Origin of the sequence: Pseudooceanicola sediminis (assembly GCF_003575965.1) — a bacterium.
GTDB classification, from domain to species: domain Bacteria; phylum Pseudomonadota; class Alphaproteobacteria; order Rhodobacterales; family Rhodobacteraceae; genus Pseudooceanicola; species Pseudooceanicola sediminis.
In genome coordinates this window covers 29,928-46,928 of sequence record NZ_QWJJ01000001.1, presented here as the reverse complement: position 1 = coordinate 46,928, position 17,001 = coordinate 29,928, and the positions used below count along the sequence as shown (strand labels likewise).

The following is a 17,001-nucleotide window of genomic DNA, read 5'->3' as shown; positions in this document are numbered from 1 at the left end:
GCGTTCCAGTCTCGGATCCGGGATCCCGTGATCAGCTTCCCAGCGACCACCAACCCCGGCGCTTCGGCTTGGCTTCGGCAGTCTCCTGTGGGCGATCACCGGCCTGTTCTGCCATGGCAGGCTCCGCCTCGCGCCCTGCCTCGGGCGCTGGCTTGGCCTCCGGCTCAGCCTCTCCCTCGGTCTCCGCTGCGGCATCATCTGGCTTCGCCGCCTCGGCCGGCGCATCCTGCGCGGCTTTGTGCGGGTCATCCTGCTCTGCGACAGGTTCCTGCGACAGGGCGGCACCTTCCGGGGCCACCTCGCCAGAGGACACGTCGGCCAGCGTTTCCGCCCGTGCCGCGTCAGTCGTCCCACCGGTGGCGGGTTCAGCTTTCGCCGCGGTCACCGGCACGTCCGGCGCATCGACGGTGCCCTTTGCAACCGCATCGACGCTGTCCTGCGTCGCCGGGCTGCCGGCAACCTGGCCTTCGGGCACGGCATCGCCGGTGGTTTCAGCCTCGGCCATCACCTCCTGGCGCGCCTCGACCTCGGCAGGGGTATCGCCCGCACCGGTCTGCTCACCGGATTCGCGATTGCCCGAGCGGCGCCCGCGCGACCGGCGGCTGCGCCCGTTCGAGGGTTTCTCGTCCGCCACATCCGCGTTTTCGGGATCGGACCCGCTCGCGGCAGCTTCCGCATCCGGGCCGCCATCCGACGCGTTCATGTCGTCGTCACCCGAACCGCCGTCGTCGTTGCCGCCGCCCTTCTTCTTGCGCCGACGCCGACGGCGCCGCTTCGGCTTGGGCTGCTCGTCCCCCTCGCCAGCCGTCTCGGCTGCAGTCTCGTCCTTGCGACCCTCGGCTTTCGGCTCTGCCTTGGACTCAGCTGCCGGATCGCCAGCCTGGTCTTCGGCGTCCTCATCGGCGCTCTCGTCCTCATCGTCCCAGGCATTGCCATCGACGCTGTCCATCAGCGACATGTCCGCCGACACGATATGGGCCACTTCGACCACCTTGCGCGTCGCCGTCTTGAACTTCTCCATCTCGAAGTCGGGGCTGACCAGGTGCCCATGGCCCTCGATCATCACGGCCATGCCATAGCGCGCCTCGATCTGGGCGACATGTTCGCGCTTCTGGTTCATCAGGTAGTTGGCGATGGCCACCGGGCATTTCACCAGCACCTCGCGGGTGCGCCGGCGGGTGCCCTCTTCCTCGATCTGGCGCAGGATGTTCAGCGCCATGTTGTCGTCGGACCGGATCAACCCGGTGCCATGACAGGCCGCGCAGGGCTGCGTCGTCGCCTCGATCATGCCGGGGCGCAACCGCTGACGGCTCATCTCCAGCAGGCCAAAGCCGCTGATACGCCCCACCTGGATCCGCGCCCGGTCGGTCTTCAGCTTGTCTTTCAGCTTCTTCTCGACGGCCAGGTTGTTGCGCCGCTCGTCCATGTCGATAAAGTCGATGACGATCAGCCCGGCCAGATCGCGCAGACGCAACTGGCGCGCCACCTCTTCGGCAGCCTCCAGGTTGGTCTTGGTCGCCGTCTCCTCGATCGACCCTTCCTTGGTGGCCCGACCCGAGTTCACGTCGATCGCCACCAGCGCCTCGGTGACGCCGATCACGATATAGCCCCCTGATTTCAGCTGCACCGTCGGGTTGAACATCCCCGCCAGATAGCTCTCGACCTGAAAGCGCGCGAACAGCGGCAAACCGTCCGAATAGTTTTTCACGTTCTTGGCGTGGGACGGCATGATCATCTTCATGAAGTCCTTGGCGTTGCGATAGCCGCGTTCGCCTTCCACCAGAACCTCGTCGATCTCGCGGCTGTACAGATCGCGGATCGAGCGTTTGATCAGGTCGCCCTCTTCATAGATCTTCGCCGGCGCAATGCTCTGCAAGGTCAGCTCGCGGATCTGCTCCCACAGCCGTTGCAGGTATTCGTAATCGCGCTTGATCTCCGACTTGGTGCGCTTGGCACCGGCGGTGCGCACGATCAGGCCCGCGCCACGCGGCACGTCGATCTCGGCGGCGATTTCCTTCAGCTTCTTGCGGTCGACGGCATTGGTGATCTTGCGCGAAATACCGCCGCCCCGGGCGGTGTTCGGCATCAGCACGCAGTACCGGCCGGCCAGCGACAGATAGGTGGTCAGTGCTGCGCCCTTGTTGCCGCGCTCTTCCTTGACGACCTGCACCAGCAGGATCTGGCGAACCTTGATGACTTCCTGGATCCGGTACCGCTTGGGCCGGGGCTTGCGCGGCGGGCGAATATCGTCGTGATCGTCCTCGTCCGCGACGCTCTCGATCTCGCTGTCCTTCTGGCCCGCATCCTTGCGACGGCTGCGACGGCCACGGCTGCGCGTGCCATTGCCATTGCGGGCATGGTCATCGTCATCGCTGTCGTCATCGCTGTCGTCATCGCTGTCGTCGTCGTCAGACCCGTCATAGTCGCCGTCGTCGTCGGCCTCCTCGACAGGGGTCTCACCAACAGTTTCCATGGGCGAGCGGCCTTCGTCGTCATCGCCGTCATCCAGGTCGATGGTCTCCATGCCGCTGATCTCGGCGCCCTCGGCCGCGTCATCAACGTCCTGGCTGACCTTCGCGTCATCCGATCCGGCCTCTTCGGCACGGGTCTTCGAACGGGTACGGGTGCGCCGCTTGGGCTTTTCGTCCTCGTCCTCACGTGCCTTCAGCGCTTCGGCATAGGCATGTTCCTCGGCCATCAGCGCCTGACGGTCCGCGACGGGGATCTGGTAATAATCGGGATGAATTTCCGAAAAGGCCAGGAAACCATGGCGATTTCCGCCATAGTCGATAAAGGCGGCCTGCAGCGACGGCTCGACCCGTGTCACCTTCGCCAGGTAGATATTGCCAGCTAGCTGGCGTTTGTTCTCGGATTCAAAGTCGAACTCCTCTACCTTGTTTCCGTCCACGACCACGACACGCGTCTCTTCCGCGTGTGTGGCATCGATAAGCATCTTCTTTGCCATTATGTCCAATTGCGCACCAGACCAGCCCCGTTTCCCGGGCAATGCCAGGGGGTCCGAGGGTCCGAAAGGCGCGTCTGTCAGGGGCAATTTCGGCGGTGGATGTGACAGGGTCGCGGGCGTCCCTCAGGGCGCTCCCACTCACTGTCTCTCTCCTCACACGCCTCATCGCGTTTCTTCTCCGACGGCCTCCCCGTTTCGCGGTGTTCGGCTTCCGTATCGGAAACCTGCCGTGTCACGGGGCGGACCGCCCATTCTTTGCCGGCCAGACCCTCAGGCCCGCCGACGATGCACAAACCCCGATCTCGGGGTTCAATCCTGTCTGAATGCGGGGCCGGACTTTACTCCGTCGCGCCCGCCATCAGCGAAACTCTCGCGGCGCTGGAAAACACCCAACCCCGTCCATTGAACATAAGGCCCCGCATGGCCCAATGACAATGGAGAAAATCACGCACCCCCAAGATGTAGCCGGTCCCCGCAGGGCGCGCCCTGACATACGCCACCTGAAACAGCACCGCGCGCGGCTGGACGACCCAGTCAATCCGCCTCACAAAATCACCCTCCGGCGACAGCAAGACCATCCCCCGCCCGCGCCCGCCTCCCTGTCATCTGGCCGGAAATACCCAAAGTGGGGGACCGCCAAGCATGAGCAACGCCTCCTGCAAACCCGCAGTCTATCCCCAGGGCATCGCCTCGTCGGTCATCACCTGCCCGAAGATGTTTTCCCGATGCCAGCGCAGGTTCTCGGGATGCGGCCAGTTGTGGCGATCGGCGGGAAGACTCAGCTTGCGATCAGGCATGATCAGCCGGGCCACCACGTCGCCGGGTACCTTATTGCGCGACACAAGGATCGTCATGTCCTCGGCCACAGTCACAAGCCCACGGTCGAACATCCAGTGCAACGTGCCCGACAGCGCCAGCCCGTTGCGCACCGAGTCACTGCCCATCCGCTCTACCGGACGAATATGCGCCGCCTGGACCTCGGGGCGCCCGCCACCGTTGCGCAGCCTCAGCCCCGAAATCGCGCAGCGATAATCATAGGCGGCCCGGACGCGGCGCCGAAATGCCACATCGCGGTAGGGCCGCCGCGTCAATCGCTCCAGCACCGGGCGTCGAAAGATTTCCGCCCCCTCGTCCGCCTGATAGCCGTTCGGGTCATACCGCCCTGCCTCATGCGCCTCAAGATCTTCGCGAAGCCCGATGTTCAGGATCCGCGCGAAATCGGCCTCCGCAAGACGCCGCACCGCCAGCTGAACCGCGCCGCCGCTTTTCGGCGTGCCATCCACCGCCGTCAGCGACGCCTCCAGTGGCCGCCCCTCCACCAGACGCGGCACCTCTTGATCGAATTCCAGGAACGTACCCGGCTTGATCAACGCCAGATAGCGATCTGGCACACCGGGCTTGGCAATGATCTCTGCAATCTGCGCCACCGCGAAATAGCCCCGCGGCCCGGCTTTCACCGGTTCGTAATACACCACCCAGTCTCCAACAGCCTCTCGGGCAGCCTTGAGATAGGATTTCGGAAAATCATAGACCGTCTCCGGCACATCTTCGTAGACCGAGTCCGCCTTGTGCATCAAAACCAGTTTCACCATGCGCCCAGGAACGCCGCTGCGCCGGTCTTGGCAAGATAAAATTAACCATGTTTGCCGCAAATGCCGGAGCCGAACATCAAAAGGGCGAAGCCGGCCCTCGCCGCTCCGCCCCTTCTCGCTTCTTAAAACCGACCTCAGCCCAGGTAGTCGGACCTTTGCAGCCCGTATTTCGCCATCTTCTCGTTCAGCGTCCTGCGCGGCAGGCACAGCTCATCCATCACCGACGAAATGCTGCCCTTGTGGCGCCGCATGGTGTTGTCGATCAACATCCGCTCGAACGCCTCGACATATTCCTTCAGCGGTTTGCCTTCGGTCGTCATGACGGGCTGCATCTCTTCATGCTCGCTCATCAGCAGGCTGGCGATGGTGCCCGAGCCGCGGCGCGATTGCAGCACGGCGCGCTCGGCCACGTTGATCAGCTGACGCACGTTGCCCGGCCATGGCGCCTGCAACAGCTGCGCGGCTTCCTGCGCCGAGACCTGCGGCGCATCACAGCCATATTCATCGCTGAACTGCTCCGACAGCCGCGTGAACAACGTCAGGATATCCTCGCCACGCTGGCGCAGCGGCGGCACGGTGATGCGCAGCGCGGCCAGCCGATAGAACAGGTCCGGGCGCAGCATGTCCTCGCAGGTGCGATCCTGCTCCTGCAGGTTGGAAATCGCGACGATCCGCGTCTCGCCCGGCATCCCCTGTTCGTTGATCACGCTCAGCAGACGCGCCTGAAGACTGTCCGACAGCGCCTCGACATCCTCCAGCACCAGCGTCCCGCCGCGCGCTTCCTCGATCGCCGGCAACCGGCTGTCCTCTGGCATCATCGGGCCGAACAGCCGCTTGCTCAGCGCCTCTTCCTCCAGCGCCGCACAGGAAATCAGCACGAACTTCTTGCCCGCCCGCGCGCCAACCGCATGCAGAGAATGCGCCACCAGCGTCTTGCCGGTGCCGGTTTCGCCGTCGATCAGCACATGGCCGTCGGCCTGCCCGAGGTCCAGGATATCCTCGCGCAACCGCTCCATCACCGGGCTGGTGCCGATCAGCTTCTTCATGATCTGGCCACCGTCCGACAGCTCCTTGCGCAGCTGGCGGTTGTCCATCACCAACCGGCGCGCATTGGCCGCCTTCTTGGCCAGGGCGGTCATCTTGTCCGGGTTGAACGGCTTTTCCAGGAAATCGAACGCGCCGAGGCGCATCGCCTCGACCGCCATCGGGACATCGCCGTGCCCCGTGATCATGATCACCGGCAGGGCGGAATCGCTGCCCATCAGCTTTTTCAGAAACGCCATTCCGTCCATGCCGGGCATCTTGATGTCGGAAATCACGATGCCGGGATAATCCGGCCCCAGCTTCTTCAGCGCCTCCTCGGCGCTCGGGAATGTCTCGGTGTCATAGCCCGACAGGGCCAACCACTGGCTGATCGACTGACGCATGTCCTGCTCGTCATCGACGATCGCGATCTTCATGGCCTTTTGCATATATATCTCCGCCTTCAACTACTCTGCGGCTTCTATTTCTTCTGACAAGATAGGAAGCTGTACTTCAAAAACAGCCCCACCCCCTTCTGCGTTCCGTGCCGTCAGACGCCCGCCGAGGTCGTTGACGATGCCGGAGGAGATGGCAAGCCCCAGACCGACGCCATCGCCGGGCTGCTTGGTGGTGTAGAACGGCTCGAACAGCGCATCCAGATCGGCGATGCCATAGCCATTGTCGCGCACCGTCAGCGTCGCGGTTTCCCCCGCCGACAGCAGGATGTCGATCTGGGCATCCTCGACGCTCGACGTGGCATCCAGCGCATTGCGCAACAGGTTGATCATCACCTGCTCCAGCCGCACCTTGTCGGCCATCACCATGACAGGTTTTTCCGGCAATGCACGCGTGATCCGCACCTTTCGCAGACGCAGCTGCGGCTCCATCATCGACAGCGATGTCGCCAGCGACTCGCCAACGTTTACAGGGGCAAAACTGTCGCCGCCCTTGCTGGCGTAACTTTTCAGCTGTCGCGTGATCGCGCCCATCCGTCCGATCAGATCGTCGATGCGCCCAAAGCTCGACAGCGCCTCTTCGGGGCGGTTGCGGCGCAGCAGCAACATCGCGCCCGCCAGATAGGTCTTCATCGCCGCCAGCGGCTGGTTCAGCTCATGGCTCACCGCCGCCGACATCTCGCCCAGGGCGGCCAGCTTCTGGCTCTGCGCCAGGGTCTGCCCCGCCACCTCAAGGCTCTTTTCCATCCGCTCACGCTCGGCGATCTCTCGCTGCAACCTCGCGTTAAGTGCGCGAAGTTCCGCCGACTCGCGCTGAAACAGCGCCATCCGCAGCATCGTCTTGCGGCTCAGCGCGTAGAATGCCAGCGCCAGCAGAATGGCGAATCCCATGATCTCCAGCGCCAGAACGCCGTTCACTTTTTCGCGCACGCTCGAATATGTCGTGTAACTGGCCACCTGCCAGCCCCGGAACGGGATGCGCGAACTGACCCGCATCACCGCCTCGCCCTGCAAGTACCCGTCCACCTCCGACCCCCAGTCGGTCGTTGCCATCAGCGCACGCTGAATGGCGCTGTCGGGGGTTTCGCGCGCCACGGCCTGCGGCTCGGTCAGCCCGCGCCAGACCGGCTCGGTCGCCAGAATGATCTGGCCCTGCGAATCCATCACCAGCAACGCGTCGGAAAACCCCGCCCAGGTGCGTTCGAATTTCTGCAAATCCACCTCGACGATGATCACGCCCATGAACTGGCCCTGCATCTCGACCCGGCGGGAATAGGCGAACAGAAACCCCGACGCCTCGCGCTGGATCACCGAAAACACCGTTTCGTTCGACCTCTGCGCCTCGACGAAATAGGCATCCGCCCGGTGCTGTTCACCCAGCCGGTTGCGATCCGTCGCCGCCACCGTGCGCCCGTCCTTGTCAAGCAACATCAGGCTGGCCGCGCCGATCTCGTCCACGAACGAGATCAGCCGCTGCGTCGATCGGGAATAATCGGCAGAACTCAGCGCCCCGATCAGCTCGGGGTCGCGCGCCAGCAATTGCGGCACGATGGAATTTCGCCGCAGCTCGCTGACCAGGTTGGCCCCGAACAACGCCAGCCGCAGCTCGGCCCGGTTGCGCGTGGTCTCGGTAAAGCGGTTCATCAACATGGCGTTGGTGATCGCCACCACCACCACGACCAGCGCGATGAACAGGCCAAGCGCGATGCGCGCGCGCCATGAAATCGTGCGGCTCATCCGGCCATTCGGGCCACGTCGGCTCGCGCCTTGTCGAAGGGTTCTTTTTGCCATGCGCACAAGGTACTCCGCCCCGCGCGCCCGCTCAAGCCAGCACGCAGAGGCCATGCGGCAGGCCGGCGGTGCTGCCTGGCCCAACCGGCTCGATTACGCCGAAAATCCCGCCTGTTCCGCGAAAAGGGGCCGCCCTCAGGCGGCGACCATCGCCTCGACGATCCCGCTAAACAGCGCCGCGCCATCGGCACCGCCATGCGCCTCGTCCGCCGCGCGTTCCGGGTGCGGCATCATTCCCAGCACGCGCCGGTTCTCGCTCAGCACACCGGCGATATCGGCGGCCGATCCATTGGGGTTGTCGCCATAGGTAAAGGCGATCCGGTCCTCGCCCGCCAGCAGCGCCTGCAACTCGGCGTCCGCCTGGTAATTGCCGTCATGGTGCGCAATCGGCACCGAAATTGTCGCGCCCGCCTCGTAGCCACGCGTAAACACCGAATCCGTCGTCGCCACTGTCAGCGGCACGTGACGGCAGATGTACTTCAGACCGGCATTGCGCAGCAGCGCGCCGGGCAGAATGCGCGTTTCGGTCAGGATCTGGAACCCGTTGCAGACGCCAAGCGCATAGCCGCCCCGGTCCACGTGCCGCTTCAGCGACGAACAGATCGGCGAATTGGCCGCAATCGCGCCGCAGCGCAGGTAGTCGCCATAGGAAAAGCCACCCGGAATGCCGACGATATCGATCCCCTCCGGCAGGTCGGACTCCTTGTGCCAGACCATCGTGACATCGACCCCAACGGCCTCGAAGGCCACTTTCAGGTCACGGTCACAGTTCGATCCGGGAAAAACGAGGACGGCAGCTTTCATGGGCGGCACTCCATGGCAAAAGGAACGGGCGGAATATCCCGAGGCTGATACGCGCGCCAACCGGCCAAATCAAGCCTTTAGCCGCGCCGGGGCAGGCTTATCGCACAGGGATGAACCAATGGTGACTGGCTGTGCAGAACGCCCGCTTTCGCACCGTTCACATACCGCTCGGATACCGCCCAGATACCGACGTTCGAATTTCGCGATATCAAGGACTTACGCCTCCCCTGACGGAAAATACCGATACCGCCCCGCGAAACCGCCCCGCCGGGCGTGTCTGGTATGCAAAAAGACCCCGCGCAGCGCTCGCCGCCGGGGTCCCTTGCGTTGGTGTCGTACCTCGTCGGTGTGCTCAGACCACCTCGACCGAATAGCTCTCGATCACGGTGTTGGCCAACAGCTTCTCGCACATCTCGGTCACGGTGGCCTCGCTCGTGCCATCGGCCAGGTCCAGCTCGATCACCTTGCCCTGCCGCACCCCCTGCACGCCATCGAACCCAAGCGCGCCAAGCGCATGGCGCACGGCTTCGCCCTGCGGATCGAGGACGCCATTCTTCAGCATGACATGGACGCGGGCTTTCATCGGCAAGGCTCCTTAGTTGATCAGCGTGGGCTTGGACGGCCCGGTGTTCTTCGGCATCACGCCAAGGCGGCGCGCCACCTCGGTATAGGCGTCCGTCAGGCTGCCCAGGTCACGGCGGAACACGTCCTTGTCGAGGTGTCGACCGGTTTCGATATCCCACAGGCGACAGCTGTCGGGGCTGATTTCATCAGCAACAACAAGACGTTGAAAGTCGCCCTCATAGACGCGGCCGATCTCGATCTTGAAATCGACCAGCTTGATCCCGACCGCCATCATCACACCCGACAGAAAGTCGTTCACCCGCAGCGCAAGGTGGACGATATCGTCCATGTCCTGCTGGCTGGCCCATCCGAAGGCCGCGATATGCTCCTCCGAGACGAGCGGATCGCCCAGGGCGTCGTCCTTGTAGCAATATTCGACGATGGGCCGCGGCAGCGCCGTACCCTCTTCGATCCCGAGGCGTTTCGACATCGAACCGGCGGCGAAATTGCGCACGATCACTTCCAGCGGAATGATCTCGCAGGACCGGCACAGCTGTTCGCGCATGTTCAGACGACGGATGAAATGGGTCGGCACGCCGATGTTGTTCAGACCGGTCATGAAGAATTCCGACAGCCGGTTGTTCAGCACGCCCTTGCCCTCGATCACGTCCTTTTTCTGGGCGTTGAAGGCGGTGGCATCATCCTTGAAGTACTGCACGATCGTGCCCGGCTCGGGGCCTTCATACAAGATCTTGGCCTTGCCTTCATAGATTTTCTTGCGTCGTGCCATGGGCGTACGGCCTCTTCTGATGCGGCGAGAGAGTCTCGCCTTTGCGCCCTCTTAGTGTACCTCGTGATATGTCGCAAGTAACGCCTCATCGCCCGTCGGTACAGGTGACCTGAAAACCTCAATAAAGGCCGCAATAGACCCGCAATCCATCGCCCTGTCGCAGCCGCGTTTCGTGTGCTCCGGGCCGGTTCCCCGGCGCCCGAGACCTGCCTCAGGGCCCCTCGACAAAAGGCGGCGGCGGTCGACCGGTGCCGACAATCGCGACCCACGGCCTCGCGCCGGCCATTCCACGCCCCTTCGCAATACGCCGGGCTTGCCTGAGCACCCTTTTGAGAACACACGCAAATTTCCGGTCGCATCGGTCCCCTAACCGGCAACGGAACGGCCAGGTGCCGATGCAGACCACTACAATGCGACGGGTTTCCGGCGGCAGGATTAAGAACTCGGCAAGAAAGCCTGCCTACTTCGTCAAGCGGGTTGAGTGGAAGGGGTCGTGCAATGGCATGGGCAATCGGATCACGTCTTTGGGCGCGCAGCGGATGGGTGCGTCTTTCAGCGCCGTTTCTGATTGGGGCGGCCTGTCTCTGGCTGCTCGCCGGGCGGCTGACCAGCCTCGAACCCGCGCTCATGTGGCAGGCATTCAATGCGGTAACCCTGTCGCAATGGCTGGCCGCAGCGCTGGCAACCGCCGTCAGTTTCTGGTCACTGGGCCGCTATGATGCCGTGATGCACAGGCATCTGCGCACCGGGGTCCCGGAGGGGCGCGCGCAGGTGTCCGGCATCACCGCCATCGCGCTGTCGCAGGTTCTGGGGCTGGGCATGCTGACCGGCACGCTGGCCCGCTGGCGCCTGCTGCCCGACCTGGGGCCATTGCGCGCCGCCAAGATGACCGCCGCCGTCGCCGCCTCCTTTCTCCTCGCCTGGGCCGTGATCGCTGCCGTGGCCTGCGCGGCGCTGGCGCCCGCGCTGCTACCGGGATGGCTGGCAGGTTGCGCGATCGCCCTGGCCCTCAGCCTGCCATTGCTCAGCCTGCTGCGCCCGACGCTGCGCATCCGGCGCTGGCGGTTACGGCTTCCCAGCCTGCACGCCATTGGGGCAATTGGATTTTTCGCGCTTATCGACACCCTCGCCGCCGCTGCCGCCCTACAGGTCTTTCTACTCGAAGGTCTGCCGTTTACGGCACTGTTCCCGGCATTCCTGCTCGCGCTTGGGGCCGGCCTCTTTGCCGGGACTCCCGGCGGCGTCGGTCCGTTCGAGCTGACCCTGCTGGCCCTGCTGCCCCAGGTGGCCGAGGCCGAAATGGTCGCGGCGATCCTGGGGTTCAGACTGGTTTACTACGCCATCCCGGCCACCATTGCCGCCGTGCATGTCTTTCGCCCCAGAACCCACACCCCCGCCCGCCCCCGCACCCGGATCAAGCGCCGCGTGCCCGAAGATCTACTGTTACGCGCCCTGCGCGCCGAGGCCGGGATCGCCCGGCAGAACAACGCCCGCGTCCTGGCCAGCCCTCATGCCAGCGCCCTGACCGTGGATACGTCGCAAAGCCTGACATTGCTGTTTGATCCCCTGACCGGGCCGATCACCCCGCTGCTGCCGCGCCTTGCCGCCGCCGCGCGTGCCTCCAACCGGTTGCCGCTGGTGTATAAATGTAGTGCGGCGCATGCCATCGCGGCCCGCCGCGCCGGCTGGCGTGTTGCCCGCGTGGCAGACGAGGCCATGATCGTACCGGGTGATTTCAGCCTGTCCGGCTCACGCCATCGGCAGTTGCGGCGCAAGGTCCGCCAGGCCGAAAAGGCCGGGGTTGTCATCACACAATCCTCGGGCAGCGACCTGTCCCCCCGCCTCATTGACCAGATGGCGGCACTGGATCAGCAATGGAAGCAAACACATGGCGAACCTCGCGGTCTATCCATGGGTCGGTTCGAGGCAGGCTATATCCGTCATCAGCGCGTCTACTGTGCCTGGCAAAAGGACAGGTTGGTCGCCTTCGTCAGCTTTCACGAGAATCCCAACCAGCTCTGCCTGGACCTGATGCGCCACGGCGCCGGTCTGCCGGACGGCACGATGCACCTGTTGACGCTGCGCGCAATCGAGGATGCGGGACGCGCCAACCTGCCGCTCTCTCTTGCCGCGATGCCTGCGCGCGATGTTGCCGAGCACGCGCTTTTGTCTCGGATTCGCACGCGCGTTGCTAAAAAAACCGGCGGAGATGGCCTTTGCCGCTTCAAGGACAGCTTTGCGCCGCGTCGCATCGCGCTTTATATAGCGGCGCCCACCCATGCCTCGCTGATACTGGGTGCGGTCGACCTGGCGCTTACCATGCGAAGACGCCCATCTCAGCCCGATGCCCTTCCAACCGCGGACGAGGAGGGGTATGACGAGCGTGGGATTGCCCCGGCCGCCCCCATGTGAGAAGCGCGGCCGGAAAACCGCAAGGAGTCCGCTATGACGAATGCCCTCTCCCGCCTGCTGGAGAAACGAGATTGGCTGATGGCCGATGGCGCCACTGGCACGAACCTCTTCAACATGGGCCTCAGCTCGGGCGACGCGCCGGAAATGTGGAACGAGGAGCATCCGGATCGGATCATGAAGCTTTATCAGGGTGCGGTCGACTCCGGCTCCGATATCTTTCTGACCAATTCCTTTGGTGGCAACGCCTCGCGGCTCAAGCTGCATAACGCCGAAAAACGCGCGGGCGAGCTGTCGCGCATCTCTGCCGAACTGGGCCGCGAAGTGGCGGACAAGGCAGGTCGTCCCGTGATCGTGGCCGGATCCGTTGGCCCGACAGGCGACATCATGGCCCCCATGGGCCCGCTGACACATGAACTGGCCGTCGAAATCTTTCACCAGCAGGCCGAGGGCCTGAAGGAAGGGGGCGCGGACGTTCTGTGGCTTGAAACCATCTCGGCTCCCGAAGAATACAAGGCTGCGGCAGAGGCATTCAAACTGGCCGACATGCCATGGTGCGGCACCATGAGCTTTGATACCGCTGGCCGCACGATGATGGGTGTGACCTCCGAAGCCATGGTGAAGATGGTTGAAAAACTGGAAAATCCACCTCTGGCCTACGGCGCGAATTGCGGTGTCGGTGCTTCTGACCTGCTGCGCACGGTCCTCGGGTTCGCCGCCATGGGTGTCGAGCGCCCGATCATCGCCAAGGGCAACGCGGGCATTCCCAAGTACGAAGATGGTCACATCCATTATGACGGGACGCCCGAACTGATGGCAGAATATGCAATCATGGCGCGTGATTGCGGGGCTACGATCATCGGGGGATGCTGCGGAACGATGCCTGATCACCTCGCCAAGATGCACGAGGCCCTGTCGACCCGGCCTCGGGGGCCACGGCCGACACTTGAACAGATCACCGAACTGCTCGGGGGATTTTCCTCGGCCACCGACGGCACGGGCGATCTCAGCGACGCCCCGACCCGGCGCGCAACACGGCGTCGCAAGGTCTGATCCCCCTCTTCTCCGTCCAAGTAAAAGGCGCCCCGCAACGGGCGCCTTTTTTGTGTGCGTCAGTGCGCGGAAACGGGGCTGGCGCAGGGCGCGACCATCGAACCACGCGGCGAAGCCGTCGTGGCCACGTAGATCAAAAAAGGCTCAATTGCTCGCCCGGCTTGACCGGTACGCGGAACAGATCGCATCGCAGGGCCGGCTGTGCCTGATCAAGGCCCAACCGCCTGGCCGCAGCCTTGAACCGCTGGCCAATCATGGCGGCATAGGGCCCCTCTCCGCGCATCCGCCGATGCCAGTCAGAAGCATATTCCTTGCCACCGTGCATTTCGCGCAAACGGGCCATGACGCGCGCGGCGCGATTGGGATAATGTTCCGCCAGCCAGTCCTGGAACAGCGGCGAAACCTCTCGGGGCAAGCGCAACATGATCCAGCTGGCAGAACTGGCCCCGGCGGATTGCCCTGCGGTCAGGATCGCCTCGACCTCGGAATCGGTCAGCCCTGGCACCACGGGTGACACCATCACGCGCACCGGGATCTGGGCACGGGCCAGCGACCGGACAACCTCGAGGCGTTTTTCGGGCGCGGGCACGCGTGGCTCCATCGTGCGGGCGATGTCACGATCCAGCGTCGTGATCGAAACACCTACGCGCACCAACCCCAGCTTTGCCATCTTGCGAAGGATATCGAGATCCCGCAGGATGCCGGTCCCCTTGGTCACGATCGCCACCGGGTGGCGATGCTCCCACAAGACCTCCAGGCATTCCCGCATGATGCCACGCTGCTTTTCGATAGGCTGGTACGGGTCGGTATTGGTGCCGATGGCAATCGGGGCCACGCGATAGCTTTTCCTGCCCAATTCTTCGGCAAGTATCAGGGCCGCATTCGGCCGGGCAATCAACCGCGTTTCAAAATCCAGCCCCGCCGACAGCCCCAGATAGGCATGCGTGGGGCGGGCAAAGCAATAGATGCAGCCGTGCTCGCAGCCGCGGTAGGGATTGATCGAGCGATCGAACGGCAGATCGGGCGACTTGTTATAGCTGATCAGGCTCCGCGCCTGTTCATCACGCACCTGCGTGCGGATCTGGCCGGTCTCCTCGACGATATCCCAACCGTCTGCTTCCGGCACCCTTTCATGCGTCTCGAACCGACCGCTGGCGTTACTGCCTGCGGCCCGCCCCTTTCGCGCGTCTTTGTCGACTGGATGTGAGTCTGTTTGGAACATACAAGGAACATACCCCCTCAGCCCCATGATCTCCATGAAATTTTTTCAATATTTCTTTTTGCATCAGTCGCTATAAGTCGGCAGCATCGCGCGATAAGTCGCATTTCGGAAAGTCGGTTGCCGCCACTTGCGACAAGGCTTGATCAAAGCACCGATTTGCAGCGCGCAAACAGACACAGGAACGCACATGTCCGACGAAGAAGACGATATCATCCTGTCCGAGCTTAGCGACGACGAACTTGTCGATCAGATGATGGACGATCTCTATGACGGTCTGAAAGACGAGATCATGGAGGCGGTCAACATCCTGCTGGAGCGTAGCTGGGAACCGTACGACATTCTGACCCGCCCCCTTGTCGGCGGCATGACCATCGTCGGCAACGATTTCCGTGACGGCATTCTGTTCGTCCCCGAAGTCCTGCTTGCCGCGAACGCGATGAAGGGTGGCATGTCCATCCTGAAACCGCTGTTGGTGGAAACCGGCGCGCCGACGATTGGCAAGATGGTGATCGGCACGGTCAAGGGCGACATCCACGACATCGGCAAGAACCTGGTGGCGATGATGATGGAAGGCGCCGGTTTCGAGATCGTCGATCTGGGCATCAACAATGCCGTCGAAGGATATCTTGAGGCGCTGGACAAGGAAAAGGCCGACATCCTCGGCATGTCCGCGCTGCTGACCACCACCATGCCGTACATGAAGGTCGTGATCGACACCCTGAAGGAACAGGGCAAGCGCGACGACTATATCGTGCTCGTTGGCGGGGCCCCGCTGAACGAAGAGTTCGGCCGCGCCATCGGTGCCGATGCCTATTGCCGTGACGCCGCCGTGGCCGTGGAAACCGCCAAATCCTTCATGGCGCGCAAGCACAACCGCGCACCCAGCTGATCCGTCGCGCGGCAGTACGGTCTGGTCAAACAGGCGTGCGGCACCGTCCATCCGAAAGGCCCGCCTTGGCGGGCCTTTCGTTTCCCACAGGATCGATTATCTATGAGGCAGGAGGACACCCAATGCCCTGGTCGAAATTCTTGCTGTTGCTCGCGGCCGCCGTCGCCTTTGCAGGTGTCACTGTCTGGGTCGCGTCCAGCTTTCCACAGCTCGCCCCCGTCGGCATGCCAATCCTGATCGGAGGGGTCCTGCTGCTGCGCCTGGCCGTAAACAAAAAGCGTCGATGACATGACCACGCTACCCAGCGATCCGGTACTCACGAAAGAGGGCGCGGATCTGCGCGATCAGGCACCCGGCGCCGAACGCACCCTGCTTATCGCTTGCGGTGCTCTGGCGCGCGAGGTGCTGGCGCTGAAGCAGATCAACGCCTGGGATCACATGGATCTGATCTGCCTTCCGGCGATCCTGCACAATACCCCCGACCTGATCACGGATGCGGTGCGGGCGAAGGTTGCCGAACACCGCGCGCGGTATCCAAATATCTTTGTCCTCTATGCCGATTGCGGTACCGGTGGCCTTCTTGAGGCCGCGTGCATCGAGATGGGGGTGCAGATGTTGTCCGGCCCCCATTGCTATGCCTTCTTTGATGGCGTCGAGGCCTTCGAGGCCCGGGGCGAAGTAACTTCGTTCTACCTGACCGATTTTCTGGCGCGTCAGTTCGATGCCTTCGTGTGGCACCCCCTCGGGCTGGATCGCCATCCTGAGTTGAAGGACATGTATTTCGCGAATTACGAGGCACTCGTCTACCTGGCGCAAACTGACGATCCCGCTCTCACGAAAAAGGCACGCGCCTGTGCAGATCGGCTGGGGCTGAGGTTTGAGCGACGCTATACCGGATACGGCGACCTGGCCCGCGAACTGGCGAAAGAGGCGAGCCAATGACACCGCATCTGAGCGCGGATTGCAGCCAGTGCGCGGCGTTGTGCTGTCTGGCGCTGGCATTGGATGCGGGCGACAGCTTTGCCATAGACAAACCCGCGGGCCTGCCCTGCCCCAACCTGGCCGGACATGCCTGTTCGATCCACGCTGAACTGACCGAAAAGGGGTATCCGGGTTGCGTTGCCTATGATTGCCTGGGCGCCGGGCAAAGGGTCACGCAGGAACTCTTTGATGGGCTGAGTTGGCGCGACGCGCCAAAACTTGCCGGGCCTATGATCACGGCGTTTGCCGGGATGCGCGCGATTCACCAGCGTCTCGAACTGCTGGTCGCCGCCGCCACCTTGCCGCTGTCGGACAGCGACGAGGAAATCCGGAAGGCCCACCTCGGGAAACTGTCGGATCGGCTGGAGCCGCAGATCGTCGCCGCCTTTCCCGGTAGCGCCGCCGAGTCGGCGATCGACGCCTTTGTCCGCTCTCTCAGACGCTACGTTTCGCGTGGGTAGGC

At 63.4% G+C, this 17,001-nt stretch carries 14 protein-coding genes; 6 read left to right on the top strand and 8 right to left on the bottom strand.

The features are described from left to right. Window positions 1-31: 31 nt before the first annotated feature. The 7 genes from DL237_RS00200 to purC all read right to left on the bottom strand — a co-directional run bounded on the left by DL237_RS00200 (window position 32) and on the right by purC (window position 9,984). Window positions 32-2,965: a ribonuclease E/G gene (locus DL237_RS00200; RefSeq protein WP_119397007.1), complete on the bottom strand. Its 2,934-nt coding sequence runs from the start codon at window positions 2,963-2,965 to the stop codon at window positions 32-34. Window positions 2,966-3,636: 671 nt separating this feature from the next. Next, complete coding sequence (locus tag DL237_RS00190) at window positions 3,637-4,557, bottom strand: HNH endonuclease (protein WP_119397005.1); 921 nt, start codon at window positions 4,555-4,557, stop codon at window positions 3,637-3,639. A 134-nt stretch (window positions 4,558-4,691) separates the two neighbouring features. Beyond that, entirely contained in the window at window positions 4,692-6,029 is a 1,338-nt protein-coding gene (locus tag DL237_RS00185; protein ID WP_119397316.1) for a sigma-54-dependent transcriptional regulator, read from the bottom strand. A gap of 18 nt (window positions 6,030-6,047) precedes the next feature. Further along, complete coding sequence (locus tag DL237_RS00180; protein ID WP_233544802.1) at window positions 6,048-7,772, bottom strand: sensor histidine kinase; 1,725 nt, start codon at window positions 7,770-7,772, stop codon at window positions 6,048-6,050. A gap of 189 nt (window positions 7,773-7,961) precedes the next feature. Further along, window positions 7,962-8,630 carry a phosphoribosylformylglycinamidine synthase subunit PurQ gene (gene purQ, locus DL237_RS00175; RefSeq protein WP_119397003.1) on the bottom strand — a complete coding sequence of 223 codons (669 nt, stop codon included), beginning with the start codon at window positions 8,628-8,630 and terminating at the stop codon, window positions 7,962-7,964. Between the two features lie 352 nt (window positions 8,631-8,982). After that, window positions 8,983-9,213: a phosphoribosylformylglycinamidine synthase subunit PurS gene (purS, locus tag DL237_RS00170; protein WP_119397002.1), complete on the bottom strand. Its 231-nt coding sequence runs from the start codon at window positions 9,211-9,213 to the stop codon at window positions 8,983-8,985. Between the two features lie 12 nt (window positions 9,214-9,225). Further along, entirely contained in the window at window positions 9,226-9,984 is a 759-nt protein-coding gene (gene purC, locus DL237_RS00165) for a phosphoribosylaminoimidazolesuccinocarboxamide synthase (protein WP_119397001.1), read from the bottom strand. A 498-nt stretch (window positions 9,985-10,482) separates the two neighbouring features. On the opposite strand from purC, the gene DL237_RS00160 reads away from it, so the two are divergent. Then, window positions 10,483-12,396 (top strand): phosphatidylglycerol lysyltransferase domain-containing protein, encoded by a 1,914-nt coding sequence (locus DL237_RS00160; RefSeq protein WP_119397000.1) that lies wholly within the window; start codon window positions 10,483-10,485, stop codon window positions 12,394-12,396. A 33-nt stretch (window positions 12,397-12,429) separates the two neighbouring features. Beyond that, window positions 12,430-13,446 (top strand): betaine--homocysteine S-methyltransferase, encoded by a 1,017-nt coding sequence (bmt, locus tag DL237_RS00155; RefSeq protein ID WP_119396999.1) that lies wholly within the window; start codon window positions 12,430-12,432, stop codon window positions 13,444-13,446. A gap of 133 nt (window positions 13,447-13,579) precedes the next feature. Here the strand turns inward: bmt and DL237_RS00150 are convergent, their stop codons facing one another. Then, window positions 13,580-14,668 (bottom strand): PA0069 family radical SAM protein, encoded by a 1,089-nt coding sequence (locus tag DL237_RS00150; RefSeq protein WP_119397315.1) that lies wholly within the window; start codon window positions 14,666-14,668, stop codon window positions 13,580-13,582. Window positions 14,669-14,855: 187 nt separating this feature from the next. On the opposite strand from DL237_RS00150, the gene DL237_RS00145 reads away from it, so the two are divergent. The 4 genes from DL237_RS00145 to DL237_RS00135 all read left to right on the top strand — a co-directional run bounded on the left by DL237_RS00145 (window position 14,856) and on the right by DL237_RS00135 (window position 16,999). Next, a complete protein-coding gene (locus DL237_RS00145; RefSeq protein ID WP_119396998.1) occupies window positions 14,856-15,557 on the top strand; it encodes a corrinoid protein in 702 nt (233 codons plus the stop codon). A gap of 122 nt (window positions 15,558-15,679) precedes the next feature. Next, window positions 15,680-15,844 carry a hypothetical protein gene (locus tag DL237_RS20535; protein ID WP_158585565.1) on the top strand — a complete coding sequence of 55 codons (165 nt, stop codon included), beginning with the start codon at window positions 15,680-15,682 and terminating at the stop codon, window positions 15,842-15,844. A gap of 1 nt (window position 15,845) precedes the next feature. After that, window positions 15,846-16,499, top strand: a complete 654-nt coding sequence (locus tag DL237_RS00140) for a DUF1638 domain-containing protein (protein WP_119396997.1) — start codon at window positions 15,846-15,848, stop codon at window positions 16,497-16,499. Next, window positions 16,496-16,999 (top strand): hypothetical protein, encoded by a 504-nt coding sequence (locus DL237_RS00135; RefSeq protein ID WP_119396996.1) that lies wholly within the window; start codon window positions 16,496-16,498, stop codon window positions 16,997-16,999. Before DL237_RS00140 ends, DL237_RS00135 begins: the two co-directional genes overlap by 4 nt. The last annotated feature ends 2 nt before the right edge of the window (window positions 17,000-17,001 follow it).